This is a genomic window from Cellulomonas sp. B6 (genome assembly GCF_001462455.1).
In the GTDB taxonomy this organism is placed as follows: Bacteria; Actinomycetota; Actinomycetes; order Actinomycetales; family Cellulomonadaceae; genus Cellulomonas.
In genome coordinates, this window is record NZ_LNTD01000067.1 from 25,318 (window position 1) to 48,911 (window position 23,594).

The 23,594-nt window shown below is 76.3% G+C and carries 23 protein-coding genes; 14 read left to right on the forward strand and 9 right to left on the reverse strand.

Annotation, left to right across the window (positions count from 1 at the left end):
• Positions 1-46 precede the first annotated feature (46 nt).
• Together ATM99_RS05655 and ATM99_RS05660 are read left to right on the forward strand one after the other, a co-directional pair.
• Positions 47-1,324 (forward strand): hypothetical protein, encoded by a 1,278-nt coding sequence (locus tag ATM99_RS05655; RefSeq protein ID WP_150118163.1) that lies wholly within the window; start codon positions 47-49, stop codon positions 1,322-1,324.
• Entirely contained in the window at positions 1,321-2,109 is a 789-nt protein-coding gene (locus tag ATM99_RS05660) for a glycosyltransferase (protein WP_062101953.1), read from the forward strand. The genes ATM99_RS05655 and ATM99_RS05660 overlap by 4 nt, the downstream gene beginning before the upstream one ends.
• A gap of 10 nt (positions 2,110-2,119) precedes the next feature.
• On the opposite strand, the gene ATM99_RS05665 is transcribed toward ATM99_RS05660, so the two are convergent.
• Both ATM99_RS05665 and ATM99_RS05670 read right to left on the reverse strand, forming a co-directional pair.
• A complete protein-coding gene (locus ATM99_RS05665; protein ID WP_223304818.1) occupies positions 2,120-2,545 on the reverse strand; it encodes a DUF2304 domain-containing protein in 426 nt (141 codons plus the stop codon).
• Positions 2,545-3,258 carry a glycosyltransferase family 2 protein gene (locus tag ATM99_RS05670; protein ID WP_255356806.1) on the reverse strand — a complete coding sequence of 238 codons (714 nt, stop codon included), beginning with the start codon at positions 3,256-3,258 and terminating at the stop codon, positions 2,545-2,547. The genes ATM99_RS05665 and ATM99_RS05670 overlap by 1 nt, the downstream gene beginning before the upstream one ends.
• Positions 3,259-3,378: 120 nt before the next feature.
• Here ATM99_RS05670 and ATM99_RS05675 point away from each other — a divergent pair, with 120 nt between their 5' ends.
• From ATM99_RS05675 to ATM99_RS05685, 3 genes are read left to right on the forward strand one after another with little or no spacing between them, the layout of a single operon-like run.
• A complete protein-coding gene (locus ATM99_RS05675; RefSeq protein WP_062101956.1) occupies positions 3,379-4,503 on the forward strand; it encodes a glycosyltransferase family 1 protein in 1,125 nt (374 codons plus the stop codon).
• Positions 4,504-4,553: 50 nt separating this feature from the next.
• A complete protein-coding gene (locus tag ATM99_RS05680; RefSeq protein ID WP_062101957.1) occupies positions 4,554-5,465 on the forward strand; it encodes a glycosyltransferase in 912 nt (303 codons plus the stop codon).
• Entirely contained in the window at positions 5,462-6,535 is a 1,074-nt protein-coding gene (locus tag ATM99_RS05685) for an NAD(P)-dependent oxidoreductase (RefSeq protein ID WP_062101958.1), read from the forward strand. The genes ATM99_RS05680 and ATM99_RS05685 overlap by 4 nt, the downstream gene beginning before the upstream one ends.
• Positions 6,536-6,578: 43 nt before the next feature.
• On the opposite strand, the gene ATM99_RS05690 is transcribed toward ATM99_RS05685, so the two are convergent.
• Genes ATM99_RS05690 through ATM99_RS05700 form a run of 3 tightly spaced genes read right to left on the reverse strand, consistent with a single transcriptional unit; the run spans position 6,579 to position 10,004 of the window.
• The gene (locus ATM99_RS05690) at positions 6,579-7,790 is read right to left on the reverse strand and encodes an acyltransferase (protein WP_062101959.1); all 1,212 of its coding nucleotides are present in this window, start codon (positions 7,788-7,790) and stop codon (positions 6,579-6,581) included.
• Positions 7,791-7,796: 6 nt separating this feature from the next.
• Positions 7,797-8,666: a glucose-1-phosphate thymidylyltransferase RfbA gene (gene rfbA / locus ATM99_RS05695; RefSeq protein ID WP_062101960.1), complete on the reverse strand. Its 870-nt coding sequence runs from the start codon at positions 8,664-8,666 to the stop codon at positions 7,797-7,799.
• 48 nt (positions 8,667-8,714) lie between these two features.
• Complete coding sequence (locus ATM99_RS05700) at positions 8,715-10,004, reverse strand: hypothetical protein (RefSeq protein ID WP_062101961.1); 1,290 nt, start codon at positions 10,002-10,004, stop codon at positions 8,715-8,717.
• A gap of 144 nt (positions 10,005-10,148) precedes the next feature.
• On the opposite strand from ATM99_RS05700, the gene ATM99_RS05705 reads away from it, so the two are divergent.
• Genes ATM99_RS05705 through ATM99_RS05715 form a run of 3 tightly spaced genes read left to right on the forward strand, consistent with a single transcriptional unit; the run spans position 10,149 to position 13,140 of the window.
• Complete coding sequence (locus tag ATM99_RS05705; RefSeq protein ID WP_062101962.1) at positions 10,149-11,093, forward strand: glycosyltransferase family 2 protein; 945 nt, start codon at positions 10,149-10,151, stop codon at positions 11,091-11,093.
• A complete protein-coding gene (locus tag ATM99_RS05710) occupies positions 11,090-12,199 on the forward strand; it encodes a glycosyltransferase (protein ID WP_150118164.1) in 1,110 nt (369 codons plus the stop codon). The genes ATM99_RS05705 and ATM99_RS05710 overlap by 4 nt, the downstream gene beginning before the upstream one ends.
• Positions 12,196-13,140, forward strand: a complete 945-nt coding sequence (locus ATM99_RS05715; RefSeq protein WP_062101963.1) for a lysylphosphatidylglycerol synthase domain-containing protein — start codon at positions 12,196-12,198, stop codon at positions 13,138-13,140. The genes ATM99_RS05710 and ATM99_RS05715 overlap by 4 nt, the downstream gene beginning before the upstream one ends.
• On the opposite strand, the gene ATM99_RS05720 is transcribed toward ATM99_RS05715, so the two are convergent.
• Positions 13,127-13,861, reverse strand: coding sequence for a TIGR03089 family protein (locus ATM99_RS05720; RefSeq protein WP_062101964.1), 735 nt, complete (start codon positions 13,859-13,861; stop codon positions 13,127-13,129). The two genes, ATM99_RS05715 and ATM99_RS05720, sit on opposite strands and share 14 nt — an antisense overlap.
• A 259-nt stretch (positions 13,862-14,120) precedes the next feature.
• Here ATM99_RS05720 and ATM99_RS05725 point away from each other — a divergent pair, with 259 nt between their 5' ends.
• From ATM99_RS05725 to ATM99_RS05735, 3 genes are all read left to right on the forward strand, one after another.
• A complete protein-coding gene (locus ATM99_RS05725) occupies positions 14,121-14,450 on the forward strand; it encodes a WhiB family transcriptional regulator (RefSeq protein ID WP_062101965.1) in 330 nt (109 codons plus the stop codon).
• A gap of 103 nt (positions 14,451-14,553) precedes the next feature.
• On the forward strand, positions 14,554-18,297 hold the full coding sequence (locus tag ATM99_RS05730) for a glycosyltransferase (RefSeq protein ID WP_223304819.1): 3,744 nt from the start codon (positions 14,554-14,556) through the stop codon (positions 18,295-18,297).
• The gene (locus tag ATM99_RS05735; protein ID WP_062101967.1) at positions 18,294-19,916 is read left to right on the forward strand and encodes a DUF5719 family protein; all 1,623 of its coding nucleotides are present in this window, start codon (positions 18,294-18,296) and stop codon (positions 19,914-19,916) included. Before ATM99_RS05730 ends, ATM99_RS05735 begins: the two co-directional genes overlap by 4 nt.
• A gap of 33 nt (positions 19,917-19,949) precedes the next feature.
• Here the strand turns inward: ATM99_RS05735 and ATM99_RS05740 are convergent, their stop codons facing one another.
• Positions 19,950-20,891, reverse strand: coding sequence for a glycosyltransferase family 2 protein (locus ATM99_RS05740; protein WP_082659317.1), 942 nt, complete (start codon positions 20,889-20,891; stop codon positions 19,950-19,952).
• 25 nt (positions 20,892-20,916) lie between these two features.
• Positions 20,917-21,327: a metallopeptidase family protein gene (locus ATM99_RS05745; protein WP_223304820.1), complete on the reverse strand. Its 411-nt coding sequence runs from the start codon at positions 21,325-21,327 to the stop codon at positions 20,917-20,919.
• A 243-nt stretch (positions 21,328-21,570) separates the two neighbouring features.
• On the opposite strand from ATM99_RS05745, the gene ATM99_RS05750 reads away from it, so the two are divergent.
• From ATM99_RS05750 to ATM99_RS05760, 3 genes are all read left to right on the forward strand, one after another.
• Complete coding sequence (locus tag ATM99_RS05750) at positions 21,571-21,975, forward strand: DUF3499 domain-containing protein (protein ID WP_062101976.1); 405 nt, start codon at positions 21,571-21,573, stop codon at positions 21,973-21,975.
• On the forward strand, positions 21,972-22,232 hold the full coding sequence (locus ATM99_RS05755) for a hypothetical protein (RefSeq protein ID WP_062101968.1): 261 nt from the start codon (positions 21,972-21,974) through the stop codon (positions 22,230-22,232). Before ATM99_RS05750 ends, ATM99_RS05755 begins: the two co-directional genes overlap by 4 nt.
• Before the next feature lie 97 nt (positions 22,233-22,329).
• Positions 22,330-22,536, forward strand: a complete 207-nt coding sequence (locus ATM99_RS05760; protein ID WP_062101969.1) for a Trm112 family protein — start codon at positions 22,330-22,332, stop codon at positions 22,534-22,536.
• Between the two features lie 80 nt (positions 22,537-22,616).
• Here the strand turns inward: ATM99_RS05760 and ATM99_RS05765 are convergent, their stop codons facing one another.
• Complete coding sequence (locus tag ATM99_RS05765) at positions 22,617-23,552, reverse strand: glycine betaine ABC transporter substrate-binding protein (protein ID WP_062101970.1); 936 nt, start codon at positions 23,550-23,552, stop codon at positions 22,617-22,619.
• Positions 23,553-23,594 lie beyond the last annotated feature (42 nt).

The following is a 23,594-nucleotide window of genomic DNA, read 5'->3' on the forward strand; positions in this document are numbered from 1 at the left end:
TACGTGCCGCCCGGGGCGACCACGCCCGGCCGACCGAGAGGACCACATGACCAGCCCGGACGTGGCACCCGAACCGGCGGGGGAGCGCACGACGATCGGGCGGCGCGACTCGGTGCGCGTGGCCGTCGCGGCGGCGCTCTCGGCCGGCACCGGCTATCTCGTGCTCCTGGTCGCCACCTGGCTGCTCCCGGTGGCCGAGAACACCGTCTTCGTCACGTTCTGGTCGACGGTCTTCGCGTGCTTCGGCGTGCTGAGCGGTCTGTCCGTCGAGATGACACGCACGACCGCGTCCGCCGCCGCGGGCGCGGCGCCGCGCGAAGGTGGCGGCGGGCCCCGGGTGCTGGCCGTGGGGGTGGTCGCGGGCGTGCTGCTCGGCGCGGTGGGCGCCGCCACGGCGACGTGGTGGGGCGCGGCCGTGTTCCCTCCGGGGCGTGGCCCCCGGCTCGCGCTGCTCGTGAGCCTGGCGGTGGCGTCGTACGCCTGCCACGCGGTCGTCGTCGGGGCGCTCGCAGGCCGCCGGGCCTGGGGGACCTACACGCGCCTGATCGGCGCCGACGCGCTGCTGCGTGCCGCCGTCGTGATCGCCGCAGCGCTGGCGGGCTCCGGCGTCGCGGGCCTGGCCGGTGGCGTCGTGGCCGGGTCCAGCGCGTGGCTCCTGGTCCTGCTGACCTCGCGCGTCGCACGGGACGCCGCGTTCGCGCGCACCGACGAGCCCGTGCCGGTGCTCGCCCGTCGCGTGCTCGCGACGTCGGTCGCGCAAGGGGCCAGCTCGCTGCTGGTGGTGGGCTTCCCCGTGCTGCTCTCGCTCACGACGCCCCCCGGCGCGTACGCCGAGGCCGCCCCGCTGCTCATGGCGGTCGCGCTGACCCGAGCGCCGCTGCTCGTGCCGCTGAACGCGTACCAGGGGGTCGCGGTCGCGCACTTCGTCGCGCACCGCGACGCGGGGCTGCGTGCGCTCGTCCCGATCGTCCGCGTCGTCGCGGCCGTCGGTGCGGTGGTGGCGGTGGGTGCCTACCTGCTGGGGCCGTTGCTGCTGCGCGTCGTGCTCGGCCCCGAGTACGAGGTCGGAGGCGCGGTGCTCGCCGGGCTCGCCGCGGCCGCCGTGCTCGTGGCGTCGCTGACCCTGACCGGTGCGCTGAGCCAGGCGCTGACGGAGCACGCGGCGTTCGTCGCGGGGTGGCTGGTCGCCGTCGCGGTGACGCTGCTGCTGCTCCTGCTGCCCGGCTCGCTCGAGTCCCGGTGCGTGGTCGCCCTCCTGGGCGGCCCCGCGGCCGGTCTGGTCGTCCATCTCGCCCGCCTCACCCGACCCCGGAGCGCCCGATGAGCCCCGCACCCCGCCCGGCCGTCCGCGTCAGCGTCTGCATGGCGACCTACCGCGGCGAGCGCTGGGTGGCCGAGCAGGTGACCTCGGTGCTCGCCGAGATCGGCCCCGACGACGAGCTGGTCGTGGTCGACGACGCGTCGCCCGACGGCACGACGGACGTCCTGCGGCAGATCGACGACCCTCGGCTGCGGATCGTCGAGCAGGCCGTCAACGGTGGTTACGTACGCGCGTTCGCGACCGCGCTCGAGCACGCGCGGGGCGCCTACCTGCTGCTCAGCGACCAGGACGACGTGTGGGTCCCGGGTCGCGTCGAGGTGATGCTGGCCGCGCTGCAGGACCACGACGTCGTCGCGGGCAACCTGGCGACGCTCGGCGGGCCCGACTCGATCCACTCCCCGCTCGGTCGTCCCGGGTGGCGGCTGCGCGCGTCCGACTCCGGGCACCACGTCCGCAACGTCCTGGGGGTCCTGGCCGGTGCCCGCCCGTACTTCGGATGCGCCATGGGCCTGCGCCGGGAGGCCCTGGAGGTCGCGACCCCGTTCCCGGCCGGCCTGCGCGAGTCGCACGACCTGTGGTTCGCGCTGTACGGGAACCTCGCCGGCAGCATCGCGCACGTCGACGACGTCGTCGTGCTCCGCCGCTACCACCGGGACAACGCCAGCCCCGACCGTCCCCGCGGCGTCGTGGCCGCGCTGCGGTCGCGGTTGCTGCTGGTGCGCTGCGTGGTCGAGCTGCGGCGCCGCCTGCGCCGCTCCGGCGCGCGACGGGGCCGGCCGGCGCGCTGACCGACGCCCGTCAGACGGGCGTCGGGCCGTCGTCCGTCGCCGTCGGGGCGGCCGCGGGGTCCGGACGCGACCCGGTGACGGCGCCATCGTGCCGTCCGAGGGCCGTCTCGACGTCCAGCCGCAGCAGGGCGATCTCCTCCGCGACCGTCCGGGTCTCCTCCTCGAGCGCCGTGATCTCCACGCTCAGCTGCACGCAGACGCACAGCAGGACGACCAGGGCCACCGCGAACAGCAGGTTGCTCGGCGTCTGCACCCCGACGAGCGACGACAGCCAGGCGACGGCCTGGGGGAAGGCGCCCAGGATGCAGACGCCCGCACCGAGGACGATCCAGGTGATCGCGTACTTCTCGCGCAGCCGCCGCGTCCGCAGCAGCACCACGAGGAGCACGACGAGCAGGAGGCACGCGCCGAGCGCGAAGGCGTATCCGGTCATCATCAGGGGGTCTCGCTCACGGGTCGGCCCATCGGGCGGGACAGGGCGATGACCAGCGCCACGAGCGCCCGCCCGAGGAACAGCGCGGCCTTGGCGGGGGAGTGCGAGGGGGTCCCGGCGGAGCGTGGCCGCATCTCGACGCCCACCTGGCGCACCCGCAGGCCGGCGCGGCACGCGATGACCAGGGACTCCACGGTGTCGCCGAGGTACTCCGCGGGGTACTCGCGGGCGAACAGCTCGACCGCGCGCCGGTTGGACGCCCGGAACCCTGACGTGGTGTCGGTCAGGCGTGTCCCTGCCACGCGCGACAGCGACCACGACAGCACCGTCATCGCCCACCGGCGGGGTCCACGCACCGCGTACGTCCCCAGCCCGGCGAACCGCGCGCCGATGACGACGTCGGCGCCCTCGGCGTCGAGCGCGTCGACGACGCGTCGCACGTCGGCCGGGTCGTGCTGGCCGTCGGCGTCGACCTGGACCGTCCGCGAGTACCCGCGTCGCAGCGCGAAGCGGTAGCCGGCGCGCATCGCCCCGCCCACCCCGAGGTTGAGGGGGAGGTCGAGCACCATCGTGCGACCGTCGGCGCGCGCCACCGCCGCGGTCCGGTCGGTGGAGCCGTCGTTGACGACGAGCACGTCCGCCTCGGGCAGCGAGCTCCTGAGCTCGGCGAGGACCGCGGGGAGGGACTCCTCCTCGTTCCACGCGGGAACGATCACGAGGAGCCTGGATTCATCTCGTCCGGCCACGAGCCAGTACCTTAGCCGTCCTGGGGCGCTCGCCGAGCGGCCCGTCGGGGCGCGCGGTCCCGACGCCGAGGACGAGGACGGGGTGAGACGGTGCGCGTCCTGCTCGACGCGACGGCCGTGCCGGCCGACCGCGGTGGTGTCGGTCGGTACACCGACGAGATCGTGCCCGCGCTGGTGCGCGAGGGCGTGGACCTCGAGGTCGTCGCACAGCCGCGGGACGTCGAGCTGCTCCGCTCGCTCGCCCCGGGAGCGCGCGTCCTGCCCGCACCGGCGGCGCTGGGCCGTCGCCCCGTGCGCCTCGCGTGGGAGCAGACGGGCCTGCCCCTGGTGATCGCGCGTCGCCGTCCCGACGTGGTGCACAGCCCGCACTACACCGTGCCGCTCGCGTCGCGGTCGCCGGTCGTGGTGACCCTGCACGACGCGACGTTCTTCTCCCACCCCGGGCTGCACGTGGCCACCAAGGCCCGGTTCTTCCGCGCGGCCACGCGCGTCGCCGTCCGGCGGGCCGCAGGCGTGGTGGTGCCGTCGCTGGCGACGCGTGACGAGGTCGTGCGGTGGACGGGGGCGCCGGCGGGCCGCTTCACGGTCGCGTACCACGGCGTGGACACCGAGCGCTTCCGACCGGTCGGGGACGCCGACCGCGCGCGGGTGCGCCGCACGCTGGACATCGGCGACCGGCCGTACGTCGCGTTCCTCGGGACGATCGAGCCGCGCAAGAACGTCCCGGCGCTCGTGCGCGGGTGGGTCGAGGCGTGCGGCGGGCGGTCCGACGCGCCCGCGCTCGTGCTCGCCGGGGGCGCCGGCTGGGACGACGGCGTCGACGCCGCGCTCGCGGAGGTCCCCGACGGACTGGTCGTCCGCCGGCCCGGGTACCTGCCGCTCGACGACCTGGCGGGCCTTCTCTCCGGTGCGCGGGTGGTGGCCTACCCGAGCCTCGGCGAGGGGTTCGGCCTGCCGGTGCTCGAGGCGATGGCGTGCGGCGCGACCGTGCTGACCACCCGGGAGCTGTCGCTGCCCGAGGTCGGCGGCGAGGCGGTCGCGTACTGCGGCACCGGCGCCCACGACATCGCGCTCGCGCTGGGGGCGCTGCTCGACGACCCCGAGCGCCGGTCCGCCCTGGCCGCCGCGGGGCTCGCCCGCGCCCGCACCTTCACGTGGCAGGCTGCGGCTCGTGCGCACGTGACGGCCTACGAGGCCGCCGCCCGCGCTCGCTGACCCGACCATCCCACCGCGTCCCACCGTGACCGGGGGACCGAGGAGGACAAGTGCCGCTCGACATCCTCGTCCCGTACTGGGGCGACCCCGCTCTCGCGCGCCAGACGGTGCAGAGCGTCCTCGACCAGCGTGACGGCGACTGGCTGCTGACCGTCGTCGACGACGCGTACCCCGACCGGGCCCTCGGCGAGTGGATGGCGACGATCGACGACCCGCGCGTGCGCTACGTCCGCAAGGACCGCAACGAGGGGATCACCGCCAACTACCGCACGTGCGTGTCGCTCGCGACGCAGGACCGCGTGGTGATCCTCGGCTCGGACGACGTCCTGCTGCCCGACTACGTGGGTGTCGTGCTGGCGGCGCACGCCGCGCACCCCGACGTGGAGATCATCCAGCCCGGTGTCCGGGTGATCGACGGGCGCGGCGAGGTCGTGCGGCCGCTGGGCGACCGCGTGAAGTCCTGGATCGCCCCGCACGTCCGACGTCCCACGGTGCTGCGCGGGGAGCCGTTGGCCGTCAGCCTGCTGCGCGGCGACTGGCTGTACTGGCCGTCGCTCGCGTTCCGGCGCGACGTGCTGGAGCGCACGGAGTTCCACGACGACCGGCCGCTCATCCAGGACCTCGCGCTGGTGATCGACGTCGTCGCCGCGGGCGGTGCGCTGCTCGTCGAGCCGACCGTCTGCTTCTCCTACCGTCGCCACGGCGCGAGCGCCTCGTCGACGGGCGGCGGCGACGGGGCACGCCTGCGCGGCGAGCGCGACTACTTCGCGGCGGCGGCCGATCAGATGGAGCGTCGGGGCTGGCGCCGCGCGCGCCGGGCCGCGGCGTGGCACTCCACCTCGCGGCTGCACGCCCTCTCGCTCGTCCCGCAGGCGATCGTGAGTCACCGCGGCCAGGTGCCCGCGCTGCTCGCGCACGCGTTCCGCCCCGCACCCGCGGTGCGCACCGGTGGTCGGCGATGAGCGCGTCGGGCGGCACCGTCCTGGTCACCGGGGGTGCCGGGTTCATCGGGTGCGCGATGTCCGCGGCGCTGGTCGCGCGCTACCAGCGCGTCGTCGCGCTCGACTCGCTGCACCCCCAGGTGCACCCGAGCCGGAGCCGTCCGGCCGCCCTGGCGTCCGGCGTGGAGCTGCGTCGCGGTGACGTCACCGAGGAGGCGGCGTGGGACGAGCTCCTGCGGGACGTGCGTCCCGACGTCGTCGTCCACCTCGCCGCGGAGACGGGCACGGGGCAGTCGCTGACCGAGGCCACGCGGCACGCGTCGGTCAACGTGGTCGGCACGACGCGCATGCTGGACGCCCTGGTCCGGCACGACGCGCTGCCACGCAGGGTCGTGCTGGCCAGCAGCCGCGCCGTGTACGGCGAGGGTGTGTGGCGACGCGCCGACGGGACCCTGTTCCACCCCGCGCAGCGCACGGCGGCGACGCTGGGGGAGGGCCGCTGGGACTTCCCGGACGCGGAGCCCACCGCCATGCGGGCCGACCGTGTGGCGCCCGCACCGGTGTCGGTCTACGGCGCCACCAAGCTCGCCCAGGAGCACGTGCTGCGGTCGTGGGCGCGCGCCGTCGGGGTGCTGCCCGTCGTGCTGCGGCTGCAGAACGTCTACGGGCCGGGCCAGTCGCTCGCCAACCCGTACACCGGCATCGTCTCGCTCTTCTGCCGGCTCGCGGACGCGGGGCGCTCGATCCCCCTGTACGAGGACGGGGAGGTGCGTCGGGACTTCGTCCTGGTGGACGACGTCGCCCGTGCGCTGGTCGCCGCGACGACCGCACCCGACCCGGGTGACGACGCCGTCGACATCGGCAGCGGGGAGCACCAGACGGTCGGGCGCGTCGCACGGCTGGTGGCGCAGCGGTACGGGGCTCCGGCGCCGCACGTCACGGGGCAGTTCCGCGAGGGCGACGTGCGCCACGCCTGGGCCGACGCCGAGGTGGCGTCGCGGGTGCTCGGCTGGCGCGCCGAGCACGACCTCGAGACGGGTGTCGGTCGGCTCGTCGACTGGATCGCGACGCAGGACCTGCCCCCGCTGTGACGTGCCGTGGCGTGCCGCGCCCGACGGCGGGGCGTGCCCGCCGTCAGCCGCCCGACGAGGCGGAGGGCGTCGCGACCGGCTCGTTCGCGGCCCGGGCCGGGACCTCGTCGGCGCCGCGCTCCGGGACGACCGGGGCCGCCGGCTCGGGACCGGGCCTTCGGGTGGCGCGCCGTGCGCGCCGCATGACCGGTCGTTCCACGAGCAGCCACGAGGCGATCGCGAAAGGCAGGGTCACCGCGACGGCGAGCAGGTTGTACAGCAGGAAGCCGTGGGTGTGCAGCCCGAGGATCACGAGCAGCTGCTGCACGGGGAAGGCGTAGATGTAGACGCCGTACGACACGTCGTGGCGCTGCATCAGCGACGGCGTGGGCACGACCGACGCGACCCAGAGGATGACGTACACCGCGAGCGGTGCGGCCGCCTGCATGCCCCAGCCCTGGACGTTGACGACCAGCAGCGTCGTGCCGACGGCCGCGACCGCGGCCCCGGCCCAGTGCAGCGGGACGCGGTCGCGCAGCATGTGGAGCAGGGCGCCGCCGAGGAAGAACGGCAGCAGCTTGATCTGGAAGAAGGCGTCGCCGTTCCCGCCGAAGTAGGCCAGGACGGTCGCCGAGTTGGCCTGCGCGAGCACCGACAGCGCGAACAGGGCGCCCATGACCGTCGCCGACCGTCGCACGATCCCGACGAAGCCGAGCGCCCCGATGACGAGGTAGCACACGAACTCGACGTACAGGCTCCACAGCGAGCCGTTCCACGCGCCGGGGTACGGCACGCCGGAAGGCGTGGCCGCCACGTCGAAGAACGACATGCGCAGGAACCAGTTCGAGACCAGGAAGTCCAACGGCGTGCGCGGCGTGGTCAGGTACCCGTCGAGCGTGCCGTGGGCGCGCCAGAACCCCAGCGGCGCGAAGACCGTGACGATCACGACGAGGCAGACCCAGAACGCCGGCATGAGGCGTGCGAGCCGGTGCAGCAGGTAGGTCCCGAAGGTGTTGCTGAACCGGCTGCCCGTGATCAGGTAGCCGCTGATCGTGAAGAACCCGAACACCGCGAACCCGCCGAGGTTCTCGCCGTGCAGCTCGGGGCCCTTGCCCACGCCCGCGATGTAGTACGAGTGGGCGACCAGCACGAGCAGCGCGAGGACCAGCCGGACCGCGTTGAGGGAGTTGTCGCGGGGGTCGAGCCGGTGGGGGCGCCAGGCGCGGGCGCGTCGGGGGACGTCGAGCGGGTGCTCGACGGGGCTGGCCGCGACCACCGGCGGTCAGCGTCCGTGCTCGAGCAGCCCGAGCAGGTAGCTGCCGTAGCCGGACTTGACGAGCTTGTGGGCGCGCTCGGCGAGCTCGTCGTCGGACAGGAACCCGCGGCGCCAGGCGACCTCCTCGGGGGAGCCCACCTTCAGGCCCTGCCGGTGCTCGATGGTGCGGACGTAGTCCGACGCCTCGACGAGCGAGTCGAAGGTGCCCGTGTCGAGCCACGCGGTGCCCCGGGGCAGGATCTCGACCTGCAGGCGCCCCTGCTCGAGGTAGGTGCGGTTCACGTCGGTGATCTCGTACTCGCCGCGCGCGGAGGGCTGCAGGTCCCGCGCGATGTCCAGCACCTGGTTGTCGTAGAAGTACAGGCCCGGCACGGCGTAGCTCGAGCGCGGCGCGGACGGCTTCTCCTCGAGCGACAGTGCACGCCCGGTGTCGTCGAACTCCACGACGCCGTAGCTCGTGGGGTCGGCCACGCGGTACGCGAAGACCGCCGCGCCGTCGATGTCGGAGAAGCGCTGGAGGCGCTCGCCGAGGCCGGGCCCGTAGAAGATGTTGTCGCCGAGCACGAGGGCGACCGACTCCTGGCCCACGAACTGCCGACCCAGCACGAAGGCCTGAGCGAGACCGTTGGGCTCCTCCTGGACCGTGTACTCGATCGACACGCCGAACTGGCTGCCGTCACCCAGCAGGCGCCGGAACTGGTCGGCGTCGTGCGGCGTCGTGATCACGAGGACGTCGCGGATGCCGGCCAGCAGCAGCGTCGACAGCGGGTAGTAGATCATCGGCTTGTCGTACACCGGCACCAGCTGCTTGCTGACGCCGAGCGTGATGGGGTGCAGACGCGTGCCGGACCCGCCGGCCAGGATGATTCCTCGCATGGGCAGACAGTGTGGCGCATCCGCGCCGATGTGCCGAACCCCGGCGCGTCAACCGCCGAGCGCCTCGCACGGCAGCCGGACGTACCACCGGGCGGGTGCCAGCGCGAGCACCGTCGATCCCTGTGCCGGGTCCGTGACGCACGCACGGTGCGCGTCCCGGGCCTGCGTCGACCACCGCGGCCCCTCGGGCGTGGTCCCGTCCGGCGGACGCCACACCAGGACCGCCACGACGAGCGCCGGTGCGACGACGAGCAGGGCGGGCACGCGCCACCGCGGGCGCGCCGGCACGAGCGCGACCCCCAGCACGACGACCGACGCGACGAGCATCGACGGGACGACGGCGTAGCGCAGCAGCACCCAGCCCTGCCCCGGGACGAACAGCGTCGGCGTGTTGAGGCGGACCGCGACCACCCAGAGCACCAGCGCCAGGACGGGTGCGCCGACGGCCCACGCGCGCTGCAGCGCGTCGCCGCGGACGAGGACGACGACGGCAGCGGCACCCACGACGAGCGCGACCGCCGCCGCCGGCAGCAGCCCCAGGCCCGCGTGCGCGTCGCGCAGGAGCGCGCCGGTGCCCAGCCACAGCGTCATCAGCACGTCGTGCCCGAACGCGCGCAGGGTCGCGTCCGCGCCCGGGGCGAGCCCCCCGTTGCCGGGGCGGTCGGCGGTGACGAGGGTGACCAGCTGGGCCGCGACCCCGAGGCAGTAGGCGATGCGGGTGGGGAGCCGGTGCGCGTCGCGCCACCGCCAGGCGAGCAGGGGTGCCAGCAGGACCGACTGCACCTCGGTGAGCGTCGCGACGAGGGTCGCGGCCGCGAGCACGCCCTGGTCCACGCGGCCCCGCGGGCGGGCCACCAGCAGCCAGGGGAGGGTCCACAGCGCCAGCCAGTGCAGGTTGGCGAGGTTGCCGAGGACCTCGAGCGGGAGCGTGGGCACCGCGACCGTCAGCGCCGCGAGGGCGACGCGCGCGACGCGCGACGCGACCAGGTCGTGGGCGCACCGGTGCACGAGCGCCGCCGCGGCGCCCACGGCGAGGCAGGAGGTGGCCGCCAGCGCGGTCGCCCACCAGGTCGCGGGAACGAGGTCGACCACCAGGCCCGCGACGACGCGGGGCACCAGGTGCAGGTAGCCCGCGTACGGTTCCAGCGCGCCGCCGATCGGGCCCCGGTCGACGCCGTCGCGCAGGAACACGGCGCCGTCCTCCGCCCACACCACGTCCCGCGTGACCGTCGTGAGCCGCAGCCAGGCGAGCACCGCCGCGAGGACGCCGACGAGCAGCGTGAGGGTGCCGTCGAGCCCGTCGCGTGCCGGCGCGCTCGCCGTGGGCTGCGTGCTCACCTGTCCTCCGGGTCCGCTCGTCCTCGGGTGGGGCCGCCCGCCGCACGGCGGTGCAGGGGCATCATGCACCCGACGACGGCCGTCGACCCGGGGACCGGTATCGTCGGGACCTCGCCTGATCAGCCGCGAGCCGAACCAGGAGCCATGAAGGTCTTCATCCAGATCCCGTGCCTCGACGAGGAGACCACGCTCCCCGCGGTGCTCTCGTCCATCCCGACGACGATCGAGGGTGTGGACGAGATCCACGTGCTCGTCGTCGACGACGGCTCGTCCGACCGCACGAGCGAGGTCGCGCGCGAGCACGGCGTCGGGCACGTGCTGCGGCACACCCGCACGCAGGGCCTGGCGCGCTCCTTCCGTGACGGCGTCGACTACGCGCTGCGCCACGGCGCGGACGTCGTCGTGAACACCGACGGTGACAACCAGTACCCGCAGGAGCGGATCCCCGACCTGGTCGGGCCCATCGTGGCGGGCCTCGCCGACATCGTCATCGCCGACCGCCAGACGGCCACGATCGCCCACTTCTCGCCGCTCAAGAAGGCCCTCCAGCGGCTCGGCAGCGCGGTGGTCAACGGCGCGGCGGACACCCGGCTGCCCGACGCCGCGTCGGGGTTCCGCGCGTACTCGCGCGCGTCGCTCCTGCGCCTCAACGTCGTCACCGAGTTCTCCTACTGCATGGAGACGATCATCCAGGCGGGCCACAAGCGGCTGCGGATCGTCAGCGTGCCGGTGACCACGAACCCGAAGACCCGGGAGTCGCGGCTGTTCCGGAGCATGTGGCACCACATCGCCCGCTCGGCCTCGGCGATCACGCGCAGCTACCTCATGTTCAAGCCTCAGGTCGTGTTCGCCGTCCTCACGGCGACGTTCGCGGTGCTCGCGCTGGTCCCGATGGTGCGGTTCCTGGTCCTGTGGATGGTCGAGGGCTCGGCCGCCGGTCACGTCCAGTCGCTCATCTTCGGGGCGATCATGGCGGTGGCGGCGTTGCTGGCCGCCGCGCTGGGCGTGATCTCCGAGCTCCAGCGCACGCAGCGCATCCTCATCGAGGACGCGCTGCAGCGCCTCAAGGAGATCCAGTACCCGCGGTGACGACGGGGGAGCGACGCACGGTCCTCGCCGCGGGCACGTTCGACGAGGACGTGCACCCGCGTGCCCGGGTCCTGCTCGAGGGGCTGGAGGCGCACGGCTGGCAGGTCGAGCGTGCTGTCGTGCCGCTCGGGCTCGACACGGCGGCGCGGGTCGAGATGCTGCAGCGACCGTCGCACGTCGGACGTCTCGTCGTCGCCCTGGTGCGGGCCCACGCACGCCTCGTGCCCCGGCTGCTGCGACGGCGGTCGCGTGCCGACGCGGTGCTCGTCGGCCACCTGGGGCACTTCGACGTGGCGCTGGTCCGGCTCCTCGCCCGGGGGGCCCCGGTGGTGCTCGACTTCCTCGTGTCGGGCGCGGGCACGGCCCGCGACCGCGGTGAGCGGGGCCGGGTCAAGCAGCGGCTGCTGCGCGCGCTGGACGCGTTCGCCCTGTCCCGGGCCGACGTCGTCGTCGTGGACACCCCCGAGCACCTGGCCACGCTGCCGCCCCGACCCCGGGGCAGGGCCGTGGTCGCGCCGGTGGGCGCCGACCGCCGGTGGTTCGAGGCGGCCCGCGAGCAGGGGAGTGACGGCGGGCCGCTGTCCGTGGTGTTCTTCGGCTCGTTCACGCCCCTGCAGGGCGCGACGGTGGTCGGTGAGGCGCTGCGGTCGCTCGGCGGCGCGGTGCGCGCCACGGTCGTCGGGCAGGGGCAGCAGAGCGCCGAGGTGGACGCGCTCCTGGCGGGCGTGCCCGGCGTCGTGCGCCACACGTGGGTCGAGGCGGACGACCTGCCCGCCCTGGTCGCGTCGCACGACGTGTGCCTCGGGATCTTCGGCACCGGCGACAAGGCGCTGCGGGTGCTGCCCAACAAGGCGTTCCAGGGCGCTGCGGCCGGGTGCGTGGTGGTGACCGAGGACTCCGCCCCTGCGCGTCGTCTGCTCGGCCCCGCGGGCGTGCTGGTGCCCCCGGGGGACGCCGCGGCGCTGGCCGACGCCCTGCGCCGGCTCGACGCGGACCGTGACCTGCTGCGCGACCTGCGGCGAGCCTCGCTCGACCACGCGCGCGCGGCGTTCACCCCGGCAGGTGTCGTGCAGGACCTCGTCGCGCGGCTGGGCGCCGGCGCATGACGCGCGTGGTCGCGGTGCTGCGCTCGCGCGCGGTGCGCCACGGGCTCGTCGTCGCGGCGGTCGCGCTCGCGCTCGTCGCCGTGGTGCGCGAGCGCGACGCGGTGGGCGCGGCCCTCGGCCGCGCGGACGTGGGCCTCGTGGTCGCGTCCGCGGTCCCGGGCGCGGGTTTCCTCGTGCTCGGCATGCTGGGGTGGCGCGCCGTGCTCGCCGACCTCGGCTCGAACCTGCCGCTGTCCCGCGCGTTCGCCGCCTTCTTCGTGGGCCAGCTGGGCAAGTACCTGCCCGGCGGGGTCTGGAACGTCGTCGCGGTCGCCGAGCTGACCGCGGACCTGGCGGTCCCGCGGCGGCGGTCGCTCGCGGCGATGGCCGTCGCGACGCTGGTCTCGGTCGTGACAGGACTCGCGCTCGGCGCGCCCACGGTGCTCCTGGGCGCCGAGGGGGCCGTGACGCCGTGGGCGTGGGCGGCGATCCCCGTGCTGGCGGTCGGGCTCGCCCCACCGGTCCTCAACCGACTCCTCGCGGTGGCGCTGCGGTGGGCGCGCCGCCCCCCGCTCGAGCAGCCGCTGACCGCGGGAGGGGTGGCTCGCGCGGCCGTGTGGTCGTCGCTCGCCTGGGCGTCCGCGGGGGCCCAGACGTGGCTGCTCGCCGTGGCGCTGGGCACCACGCCGTCCTGGCGCGCGCTCGCGTCGTGCACGGGGGCGTACGCGATGGCGTGGATCGCGGGCTTCCTGGTCTTCGTCCTGCCCGCGGGCATCGGGGCGCGCGAGGCGGCCCTGGCTGCGCTCCTGCCCGCCGCCCTGGGCGCGGGCGGGGCGATCGCCGTGGCGCTCCTGGTCCGGGTCGCGCAGACGGTGGCCGACCTCGTGCTCGCGCTCGTCGGGTGGACGGTCGCGCGGCGGCTGCGACGTGACGCGACGCCGGGACCCGTCAGCGGTCCGTGAGGGCGTCCTCGTCGACCTTCTCGCCCGTCACGAGCCGCGTGCGACGCGTCGGGTCCGCCCGGAGCGTCGAGGCGGTGCCTGCGTCGACGACGACGACCGACCCGCCGACCGCCCACGACGCCAGCGCGAGCCGGGCCAGCGACACGGCGTCGTGGGCGCCGGCGTCCACGAGCCGACGCGTCGGAGCCGGGTGCGGCTCGATCAGGTCGGCGAAGGTCACCGCGGTGGCGCCGTCGACCGCCGGTGCGGTCGACGGGGTCGGCGGGACCGGGCCGAGCGCGTCGCCGTACGTCATGACGGCCGTCGCCGCGTCGACCGCGCCGGCGGGGAGGTCTCCGGGGAACCCGCGTGCCAGCGCGGGGAGCGCCACGGCGACGAGGTCGGGTGCGCCGGGGTGCTCCTGCGGCCGGTCGGTGACGACGACGTCGGCGTCGCCCGCTCGCGTCGCGCACGCGCCGGCCCGCCACGTCGCGAGCGTCCACAGCACGGCGCGCCAGTGCGGCGGGAGGTCCAGCAGGACCCGCGCCCCCGGGGCCGCGTCGAACTCCTCGACGAGCAGGTTCGTCGTCTTGCTCACCCAGTTGTCGACGACCGCGCCCGAGAGCTCGACGCGTTCACCGTCGACGCCGTACCAGGTCAGGCGCGGGCGTCCGGGGTCGCGCGTGACGATCGCGAGGACCGTGGCGACGTCGAGCGGTCGGCCTGCAGCGGGTGTGCCCATGGACCCACAATCTAGACACGCGTGGACGCCACGCCGTGCAGGCCGCACTTTCACCCGGACAACTCGGGCATCTAGCACGCCTCCGGTTGACGATCGCGAACGACACGCGTGTAATTCCCTGAGAACTGACTCATGGAGCACGTCGCACGCGGCTGCCGGGGGACCGGGTCGCACCGGCCGGCTCGTCGGGATCAGGGACGACGACCGAGGCCGCCGGCCAGCACGAGCAGCACCGAGCACGACATCCGCGGAGGCACGTATGTGGCACCTGCTCGACGACGAGAGCTTCCCGACCGACGCCACGACCCCCGCCCCCGCCCCGGCGACCAGCAACGTGCTGTCGCTCTTCGGGACGCCCGAGGACGACGGGCCCATGGGCTGGCAGGAGCGCGCGCTGTGCGCGCAGACCGACCCCGAGGCGTTCTTCCCCGAGAAGGGCGGCTCGACCCGCGAGGCCAAGAAGGTCTGCACGCAGTGCGACGTGCGCTCCGAGTGCCTCGAGTACGCGCTCGCGAACGACGAGCGGTTCGGCATCTGGGGCGGGCTGTCCGAGCGTGAGCGGCGCAAGCTGAAGCGGCGCGTCGTCTGACGCGTGCGCGCCGCGGCACGTCCCGCCACGCCGGGGTCGCCTGCCGTGCCACGCACGTGCGGTCACGCATCATGGCGCGAGCATGACTGACACGCTGTCCCCCGTGGACCCCCTCCTGACGACGGCCGCGGTGCCGGTGACGACCCCGGTGACCGCCGTGGTCGTCACGCGCGGACGCACGGGGTACCTCGCCACCACGCTCCGAGCCGTCGCCTCGCAGGCACGGCGACCCCTGCGCGTGCTCGTGGTCGACGTGGCCCCGGGGGAGGACCAGCACGTCGGGCTGCTGCTCGACCAGGTGTTCGCGTCGGCGCCGCAGCCCGTGCCGCGGCTCGCGACCGTCCGTGCGCCCCACGCCCGCACGTTCGGCGAGGCGGTCTCGGCCGGGCTGGCCACGCTGGCCGAGGCGTTCGACGAGCGTCCCACGCCGTGGCTGTGGCTCCTGCACGACGACAGCGCCCCCGCGCCCGAGGCGCTCGCCCGGCTCGTGCGCACCGTGTCCAACGCACCGTCCGTCGCGGTGGCCGGCTGCAAGCAGCGCACCTGGACCGACCCCGAGCGGCTCCTCGAGGTGGGGGTCCGCACGACCCGCTCGGGCCGGCGCCACGCCGACGTGGAGCCCGGCGAGCTCGACCAGGGTCAGCACGACGGCCGCACCGACGTGCTCGGGGTGGGAGTCGCCGGTGCGCTGGTGCGACGCGACGTGTGGGACGCGCTCGGCGGCACCGACCCGGCGCTCGGGCCGTTCGGCGACGGGCTCGACCTGTCGCGTCGCGCACGCCTCGCGGGGCACCGCGTCGTCGTCGTGCCCACCGCCGTCGTCCGGCACGCGCAGGCGGCCTACCACGGGCTGCGACCGGCCCGTGGCGGGGCGCCGCAGGCCGCGGACGCGGCCGCGCACGAGGTGGACCTCGACGGGGACGGCGAACCCGACTCGGCCGACCCCACCCGCTCGTTCGCGGCCCGGCGGTCCGCGCTGCTGCACGCGCGGCTCGCCGGCGCGCCGCTCGCCCTCGTGCCGGCCGTCGCGGTCATGGTGGTGGCGGCCGCGCTGCTGCGCTGCCTCGGCCAGATCGCCGTGAAGCGTCCCCGGCTCGCGCTCGCGGAGCTCCGCGTGGCGCTGCTCGTGCTGCTGCGTCCCGTCCCCGTGGTGCGTGCGCGCCGCCGCGCGCGTGCGACCCGCGCGGTCGCCCGCCGCACGCTGCGCCCCCTGCAGGCGGGGTGGCGCGACGTGTGGCGCCAGGCGCGCGACCGCCGGCTCGCGCGCCGCGAGGCCCGGCGCGTCACGTCGGCCCCCAGCGAGCTCGAGCTGCGGGAGCTCGCGGCGCTCGCCTCACGGCGCCGCACGACCGCCGCCCTGGTCACCGCCGGCCTGGTGGTCCTGTCGGCCGTCGCCCTCGGCCGCCTGGTGGGCCCGGTGGTGGGGGGTGCGCCGCTCGTGGGCGCCGCGCTCGCCCGGGCGACGACCGACCTGCACGACGTGTGGACCGCGGCGACCTCCGGCTGGGTGACGACCGGTCTCGGGGCCCCCGGGCCCGCCGATCCGCTCGTCGTGGTGCTCACACCGCTGGCGGCCCTGCTCGGGGGCGACCTCGGCGCCGCGCTCGCGGTGGTCGTGCTCGGCGGCCCGGTCCTCGCCGGGCTCGGTGCGTGGGCCGCGGCGGGCGCGGCGACGCGCTCGGTCGGGGTGCGCGCGTGGGCGGCCCTGGTGTGGGCGTCGGCGCCGACCCTCCTGCTGGCCCTCGGCGACGGTCGCGTCGGTGCGGTGCTCGCGCACGCCGCGCTGCCCTGGGTCGCGCTCGGTCTGGTCCGCGCGGTCGGGGTGCAGCGCGTCGACCAGGTGCTCTCCGGCCTGTCGACCGCGCGGCGCGAGGTGCGCGTCGACGCCGACGCCGAGGCGGAGGCACGGGCGGTGGCCGCCGCGGCCCGGTGGGACGAGGCCACGCACGTCCTCGGGGCCGACGCCCCCAGGACCCGGCAGGACGTGCGCGTCGAGGTCGCGGCCGACACCCCCGCGTCCGACGACCCTGCGTCCCACGACCCCGCGTCCCACGACCTCGCGCCCCACGAGGCGACCCCCGACGAGGCGCACGTGCGGACACCGGTGCGCGGCGTGGCCGCGGTGCCCTCTCCGCGCGGCCCGACGTCGGGCGCCCTGCCGGTCACCGCGTCGGTCTCCGCGGCCCCCGCCCGTGGGGCCACGGGGGCGACGGCGCAGGTCGCGGAGCCGTCGGTCGCAGCGCCGTCGGCCACCGTGGCCCTCGTCGGTGCCCCCGACCCCACGGGGTCTGTGGCCGCCGCGGCCGGTGCGGCGCTGGCGCTCGCGGTGGTCACGGCCTCCGCCCCCGTGCTGCTGGTACCCGCACTCGTGCTGCTCGTGCTCGTGGCCGTCGTCGTGCCGCGTGCGCGCCTGCGGGTGCTCGCCCTCGCGGTCCCGTCGCTCGTGCTGCTCGCGCCGCTGCTGGTCGAGGCCGGTTCGCGCGGGTCCGCGGGGATCCGGCTCCTGCTCGCCGCCCCCGGGCCGGCGGCGACGGTCGAGCCGGCTCCGGCGCTGGACCGGCTGCTGGGCGTCCCGGCCGACGCCGCGACGCTCGTCCCCGCGGGCCTTCCGGCCGTGCTCGCCCAGGTGTGGCCGTACCTCACCGGCGGTGCGGTGCTCGCGCTCGCCGCGCTCGCGCTGCTGCGTGGTCGCGCCGTCGCGCGCGGCGTGCGCACGTGCTGGGTCGTCGCTGCCGCGGGGGTGGCCACGGGCGCGGCGGTCGCAGCAGTGCCCGCGTCCGCCGCGCCCGACGTCGTGGGGCCCGCGTGGACGGGCGCGGCGGTCTCGCTCACGTTCCTGGGGCTGCTCGGGGCGGCCGTGCTCGGTGCGGACGGGATGACCGACCGGCTCGCGCGGCAGACGTTCGGGTGGCGGCAGCCGGTCGTGGCGCTCGGCACCGCGGTCGGCGTCGTCGCGGTCGCCACCGCGCTCGTCGGGTGGGGCTGGACCGCGCGGGCCGGGGACGCGGTCGCCCTGCGCGCCCCGACCACGCCCGTGGTCCCCGTGGTGGGACAGCAGGGTGCGCTGTCCGACGCCGGCTCGCGCGTGCTGTCCCTCGAGGCGCGCGCCGACGGAACCGTGGGATGGGCGCTGCTGCGGGCCGACGGCGACCAGCAGGTCGACCACGCGGCGGCGGTCTCGACGCGCGCCCTCACGGGGCCGCTCGACGCCCCGACGACGTCCGGCCCCGACGACGCCACGGCCGTCGTCGACGCGCTCGCCGCGCGGCTCGCGCAGGGCGCGGCGGGTGACGTCGCCCCGGACGTGGCGGCGCTGGGCGTCGGGGACGTGCTCGTGCCCGGCGCGCGCGACGACTCGCCCGCCTCGCGTGCGGCCCGGTCGTCGCTCGTGGGGGTCCTCGACGCGACCGCCGGGCTCGAGCGCGTCACGCACGACGGGTCCGGCACGCTGTGGCGCGTGAGCGCGACGCAGGGCACCGCCGTCACCTCGTGGGCGCGGCTCCTTCCCGTCGACGCCGAGGTCGCCGACGTGACGACCCCGGCCGAGCCGGTCGCCGCCGAGGTCCGGGACGGCGGCGCGCGCGTGGACCCCGGCGCGGGCGCCCGTCTGCTCGTGCTCGCGGAGCGGGCCGACCCGGGGTGGCGGGCCTGGCTCGACGGGCGCCCCCTGCCGGCCGCCGAGGACGGCTGGCGACAGGCGTTCGAGATCGGGGCGGACGGCGGGTGGCTCGAGGTGCGTCACGTCCAGCCGATCCGCACGCCGTGGGTCGTCGCGCTCGGCCTCACGACGCTCGTGACGGTGCTGCTCGCCCTCCCGCTGCGGCGACGACGGGGGGTGCGCACGTGACCACGGACGAGCCGACCCCGACCGTCGACGAGCCGACCGCGGGCGCCGCGACCGCGCCGGAGACCGCCGCGCCGCGACCGGACCGGCGTGCGCGCCGTCTGGGCCGGTCGCTGCGCATCGCCTCCGGCGTCCTCGTGCTGGGCCTGACGGCCGGTGCGGTCGCGGGCGCGTCGCAGGTGGGCACCGCCCCGCCCCGCCCGCTGCCGGCCGCCGACGTCGAGGTCGCACCGACACCGGTGACGCTGGAGTGCCCGGGTCCCGTGCAGCTGCCGCAGCGCTCGGTGCGAGGTGACGCGGCGTTCGACCCCGCACCGGTCGCGCCCGTCGTCACCGTGGACGCCGTGACGGCCGCGGGTCCGGGCGCCGGCGCGCTCGAGGTGCACGCGCTGGGCGGCGGGTCGGTCGCCGAGGTCGCGGCGGGTGGTCGTGCCGTCCACCTCGCGGACGTCGCGGCGCCGTTCGTGGTGCGCGCGCAGCCCGGTGACGAGGCGCCCGTCGCCGCCGCCACCGGTGCGTCCGTCGTCACGGACGGCGACGCGCGCGGGCTCGCCGCCGCGTCGTGCCGGGCGCCGTCGAGCGACGACTGGCTCGTCGGCGGTGCCACCGGCGTCGGCTCGACCGCGACGCTCGTGCTCAGCAACCCGGGGCTGACGGCGGCCCAGGTGACGCTCGAGGTGTTCGGCCCCAACGGGCCCGTCGAGCAGACCACCGCGCAGCACGTCGTCGGCCCCGGCGCGACCCGCCTGGTCGACCTCGGCGGCGCCGCGGCCGACCAGGCCGCGCTCGTGGTGCACGTCGGCGTCACCGGGGGCCAGGTCTCCGCACGTGTCCAGGACACCGCGGTGCTCGGGTTCACCCCCGCCGGGACCGACCTCGTCGTCCCGGGGGCCGCGCCGGCCACGCGGCAGGTCGTGACGGGCGTCGAGACGCGTGCGTCGGCGGTCGGCGCCCCCGACGCGCCCGTGCTGCGGCTCCTGGCGCCGGGCGACGGCGACACGACCGCCCGGGTGACGCTGCTCGGTTCCGACGGGCCCGTCGCGCTGCCGGGTGCCGACGAGGTGCCGCTGACCGCCGGGGAGGTCGTGGACGTGCCCCTCGGTGGTCTGCCGGCCGGCTCGTGGACGGCCGTGGTCGACGCCGACGTCCCCGTGGTGGCCGCCGCGGTGGCGTCCCGCACGGGCACGCCCGGCGACCTCGACGACCAGCCCCGGGTGGATCGGGCGTGGTCGGCCTCGACGCCGACGGACGTGCACGGCGTCGTCGCCCTCCCGCGGGGGATCGCGGCCCGGCTCGTGGTCGCCGCGGTCGGCCGCGACGGCGACGACCGCGGCGAGGCCCGCGCGACGTTGCGTGCGTTCGACGAGGGCGGCCGGGTGCTGACCGAGGTGCCCGTGAGCGTGGACGCGGGCACGACGGGGTCCTGGGACGTCGCGGACGTCGCCGCGACCGCGGTCGCGCTCGAGCTCGAGCCGCGGGAGGGGTCGCCGCTCGCGTGGGGGGTGACGCTCACGGACGTCCAGCAGGACGGTGAGCTCGCGGCCGTGCTCGCGCCCGTGCCGCTCAGCGGCCAGGCCGGTGCCCGCGACGTCCGGGAGGACCCGTCGGCCGCTCGTGGCTGACGCCCGCCGCCGACCGCTCCACGGCGTGGACGGTCAGCGCGAGGGTGTGCGCAGCTGCACGCGCTCGCGCGTGGCGAGGCCGATGCGCAGCGCGAGCCGCACCGGGGCCTGGTACCAGCGCGAGTACCGCCGTTCGAGGTAGGTGCGCGCGCTCGCGTGGTGGGCCCGGATCATCGGGGCCGGACGCTCGCGCCACGACGTGCCGCCGACGTGCGTCACCTGCACGTCCGGGACGTAGAGGTTCTCCCAGCCCGCCCGGCCGAGGCGCTCGCCCAGGTCGACGTCCTCGAAGAACATGAAGTACGACTCGTCGAACCCGCCGACCTGCTCGAACGCGGTGCGTCGCAGCAGCAGGCACGCACCCGAGAGCCAGCCCGCCTCGCGCAGGTAGCCGCCCGTGGACTCCTGCCGCGCGTGGTACGCGCGGGTCCACGGGTTGCCGGGCCAGACGTGCCCGAACAGCGCGTGCCCCGCGCCCTGGCGCAGCGACGGCAGCGCGCGCGCCGAGGGGTACGTCGTGCCGTCCGTGTTGAGGAGCATGGGCCCGAGCGAGCCGGCGCTCGGCTGCTCGTCGCCGGCGGCGACCAGCCGGTCGAGCGAGCCCGGGGTCCACTCGAGGTCCGAGTTGGCGATCACGAGCCATGGGGTGCGCGCCCCCTGCGCGCCGCGGTTGGCGGCGGCGCCGTACCCCAGGTTGCTGCCCGCCACGACGAGCCGGCCACCGGCCTCGGCCGTCGCCGCGCGGGCCACGTCGTGCTCGGTGCCGTTGTCGACGACGACCAGCTCGACGGGGTGCGCGGACGCGGCCGCGAGCGTCCGGACGAACCGCAGCAGCTCGTCGCCGGGGTGGTAGACGACGCAGACCACGCGGACGCGCGGGGCGTCGGTGCCGTCGGCGCGCTGCGCTGCGGGCGACGCGGCGTGCGACGCTGCGGACGACGCTGCGGACGGACCGGGGGAGGGGGGCGTGCTCATCGTCCGCCCACCCTAGTCGCGCCGGTCAGTGCCCGTCGTCGTAGCCCGGGTCCACGTCCTGCGGGCTGCGGCCCAGCAGCTGCGCGACCTGCTCGACGACGACGTCGTGCACGAGGTCGGCGAGGTCGGCGGGGTCGTCGGCGCGCGACTCGACCGGACGGCGGTAGACCACGACGCGGTGCGGCAGCCCGGCGTCGGCGGGGAAGTACCGACCGAGCGGGACGCCGCCGTGCTCCCACGGTGCCGGGTTCGACGGTGGGACGTCCTCGACCGCGAACTCCGCGCCCTCGAGCTCGCGCGCCCACCGCCGCTCGAGGTCCTCGACCGTGTCCAGCACCAGGTCGTCGAAGCGCTCGGCGCGCGTCCGGTACGCGGGTGCGCCGAGGGGCAGCAGAGGTCCGCGCGGACCGCGTCCGCGGCGGTCGCGGCGGCGCACCCCGGCTGCTGCGGCGGCCGGCGACGCCGGTGCGGCCCCGCGGCGGCGGCCGGAGGGCAGCCTTGCGCCGTCGGGCGTGGAGGGGCGGTGCGGGCCGAACGGTCTCACCCCGCCACTGTAGCCAGCGCGGTCGCGGGTGCCGGGGGGCGCGCGGCGGGCGCGGGCGTGGCGCGCGGTGCGGCCCGCCCGACACGCGGCGTCGGCGGGTGCCTCCGTGCGCGCGACGGAGGGTACGGTCAGCACGTGAGATCCGTCCGGCAGTGCTCGCGCACGGCGTGCACCCACGCTGCGGTCGCGACGCTGACCTACGTCTACGCCGACTCGACGGCGGTCCTCGGTCCGCTCGCGCAGAACGCCGAGCCGCACTCGTACGACCTGTGCGTCGAGCACGCGGAGCGTCTGACCGCTCCGCGCGGCTGGGAGGTCGTGCGCCTGCTGCCCGACCTGCAGGCGGCCGCACCGAGCCACGACGACCTCGTGGCGCTCGCGGAGGCCGTGCGCGAGGCGGGTCGGCGTCGGCCCGCCGAGCCCGCACCCGACCTGGCGCCCGTCGCGCCCGCCGCGGGTGCCGCTCCCGCCCCCGAGGCGACGCGTCGCCGCGGCCACCTGCGCGTGGTCCCCGGCGCCGCACCGGGTGACGGTCGTTGAGCGCGGCACGCAGCCGGCGTCCGCCCGCGGACGAGCCGCTCGGGTCGGTGACGCGGCCCGTCGTCGACGACCGTGCGACCGCCCCGGCGTGCCACGCCTGCGCGGGTACCGACCTCACGCGCGTGCGCCTCGCGCTGCCCGACGGGCGCCCCGCGGTCTTCGCGTCGTGCGCCGGCTGCGAGACCACCGCGTGGTACGTCCTGGGTGGTGACGGGACGCCGCTCGGCCCGGACGGCTCCCCGCGTACCCTCGACTGACCCCGGTGCGCCGCGCGAGGGGCACCGGGCCCTGCGGGTCCGTGCACCGCGCGGACGCCCGGTCCCGCTCGCACCCGCCCGTCCCCCTGGAGGCGCCATGACCACCGCAGACCGCCCCGCGACCGACCTCGAGCCCTGGGCCCGCGCGCTGCTGCGCTGCCCCGTGACGGGTGCCGAGCTAGTGGACGCCGTCGCGGACGACGGCTCCCCGGTCCTCGTGTCGACCGACCCGCAGCGCCCGCTGGCGTACCCCGTGGTCGACGGCATCCCGGTGCTGCTCGTCGACGAGGCCCGCCCCGTCTGACGTCGTGGCCCCGCACGCGACCGAGGCCGGCACCCCGTGGGGGTGCCGGCCTCGCGCCGTGCTGCAGGGTGCGGGTGGGCTCAGACGCCCGCCTTCTCCTTGAGGTCGTCGACGAACGTCGGGTTCTCCTCGAGCCACGCGGCGACCGCGGACTGCTCGTCGGCGTGCTCGTCCGAGTTGAACATCAGGTTCTCGAGCGAGAACAGCTGCTCGTCCGTCAGCTCGAACGCGCCCACGAGCTTGGTGAGCGTCGGGTAGCGCTCCTCGAAGTCGCCGGTGCCGAACGTGTGGATCTGCTCGGCCTCGCCGAGCGCGCCCTTCGGGTCCTCGAGGTCCCGGATCGGGTACGCGTCGTACGCCCAGTGCGGGCGCCACAGCGTCACCGCGATGTCGCGGCCCGCGTCCGTCGCGCTCTTGAGCTCGGCGAGCATGGCCGGCGTCGACGACGTCACGTAGTCGAGCCCCTCGAGGCCGTAGTCGGGGATCACGGCGTCCTGCGTGACCTCGGTGAGGCCGGCGCCCGCCTCGATGCCCACGAGCCGGTTGCCGTACGCGTCGCCCATGGTCACGAGGTCGTCGAGCGTCTTCGCGGGGGAGTCCTCGTTGACGGCGATCGTCAGCTTGGCGTCGTCGTACCAGACGCCGAGGTCGGTGACGTCGTCGCCGTACTTGTCGAGGTACGACTTGTGCGTCAGCGGCAGCCAGGCGTCGAACAGCAGGTCGAAGTCGCCGCCGGCCAGGCCGGTGAACACGACGCCGATGTCAGCGGTCTGCGTCGACACGTCGTAGCCCTCGTCCTCGAGGATCGCCTGCCACAGGTGGGACACCGCGATGCCCTCGTCCCAGCCGGACGGGATGCCGATCGCGACCTTCGTCTCGTCGGAGCCGTCGCCCGAGGGCGCGGCGCCGGCGTCGGCGTCCGACGCGCAGGCGGCGAGCGTGAGGCCGAGGACCGCGGCGGCGGCAGCGGCGACGGTACGGCGGCGGGCGGTGGTGCGCGTGCGTGCGGGAGTCATGCTTCCTTTCGTGGCGACGGCACGGTGCCGGCGCCGGGGTGG

Coding starts and splice junctions, on each gene's coding strand:
- ATM99_RS05765 (WP_062101970.1), bottom strand. CDS start 23,552: ATGACTCCCGCACGCACGCGCACCACCGCCCGCCGCCGTACCGTCGCC.
- ATM99_RS05740 (WP_082659317.1), bottom strand. CDS start 20,891: ATGAGCACGCCCCCCTCCCCCGGTCCGTCCGCAGCGTCGTCCGCAGCG.
- ATM99_RS05725 (WP_062101965.1), top strand. CDS start 14,121: ATGTGGCACCTGCTCGACGACGAGAGCTTCCCGACCGACGCCACGACC.
- ATM99_RS05760 (WP_062101969.1), top strand. CDS start 22,330: ATGACCACCGCAGACCGCCCCGCGACCGACCTCGAGCCCTGGGCCCGC.
- ATM99_RS05720 (WP_062101964.1), bottom strand. CDS start 13,861: ATGGGCACACCCGCTGCAGGCCGACCGCTCGACGTCGCCACGGTCCTC.
- ATM99_RS05665 (WP_223304818.1), bottom strand. CDS start 2,545: ATGATGACCGGATACGCCTTCGCGCTCGGCGCGTGCCTCCTGCTCGTC.
- ATM99_RS05660 (WP_062101953.1), top strand. CDS start 1,321: ATGAGCCCCGCACCCCGCCCGGCCGTCCGCGTCAGCGTCTGCATGGCG.
- ATM99_RS05685 (WP_062101958.1), top strand. CDS start 5,462: ATGAGCGCGTCGGGCGGCACCGTCCTGGTCACCGGGGGTGCCGGGTTC.
- ATM99_RS05655 (WP_150118163.1), top strand. CDS start 47: ATGACCAGCCCGGACGTGGCACCCGAACCGGCGGGGGAGCGCACGACG.
- rfbA (WP_062101960.1), bottom strand. CDS start 8,666: ATGCGAGGAATCATCCTGGCCGGCGGGTCCGGCACGCGTCTGCACCCC.
- ATM99_RS05715 (WP_062101963.1), top strand. CDS start 12,196: ATGACGCGCGTGGTCGCGGTGCTGCGCTCGCGCGCGGTGCGCCACGGG.
- ATM99_RS05705 (WP_062101962.1), top strand. CDS start 10,149: ATGAAGGTCTTCATCCAGATCCCGTGCCTCGACGAGGAGACCACGCTC.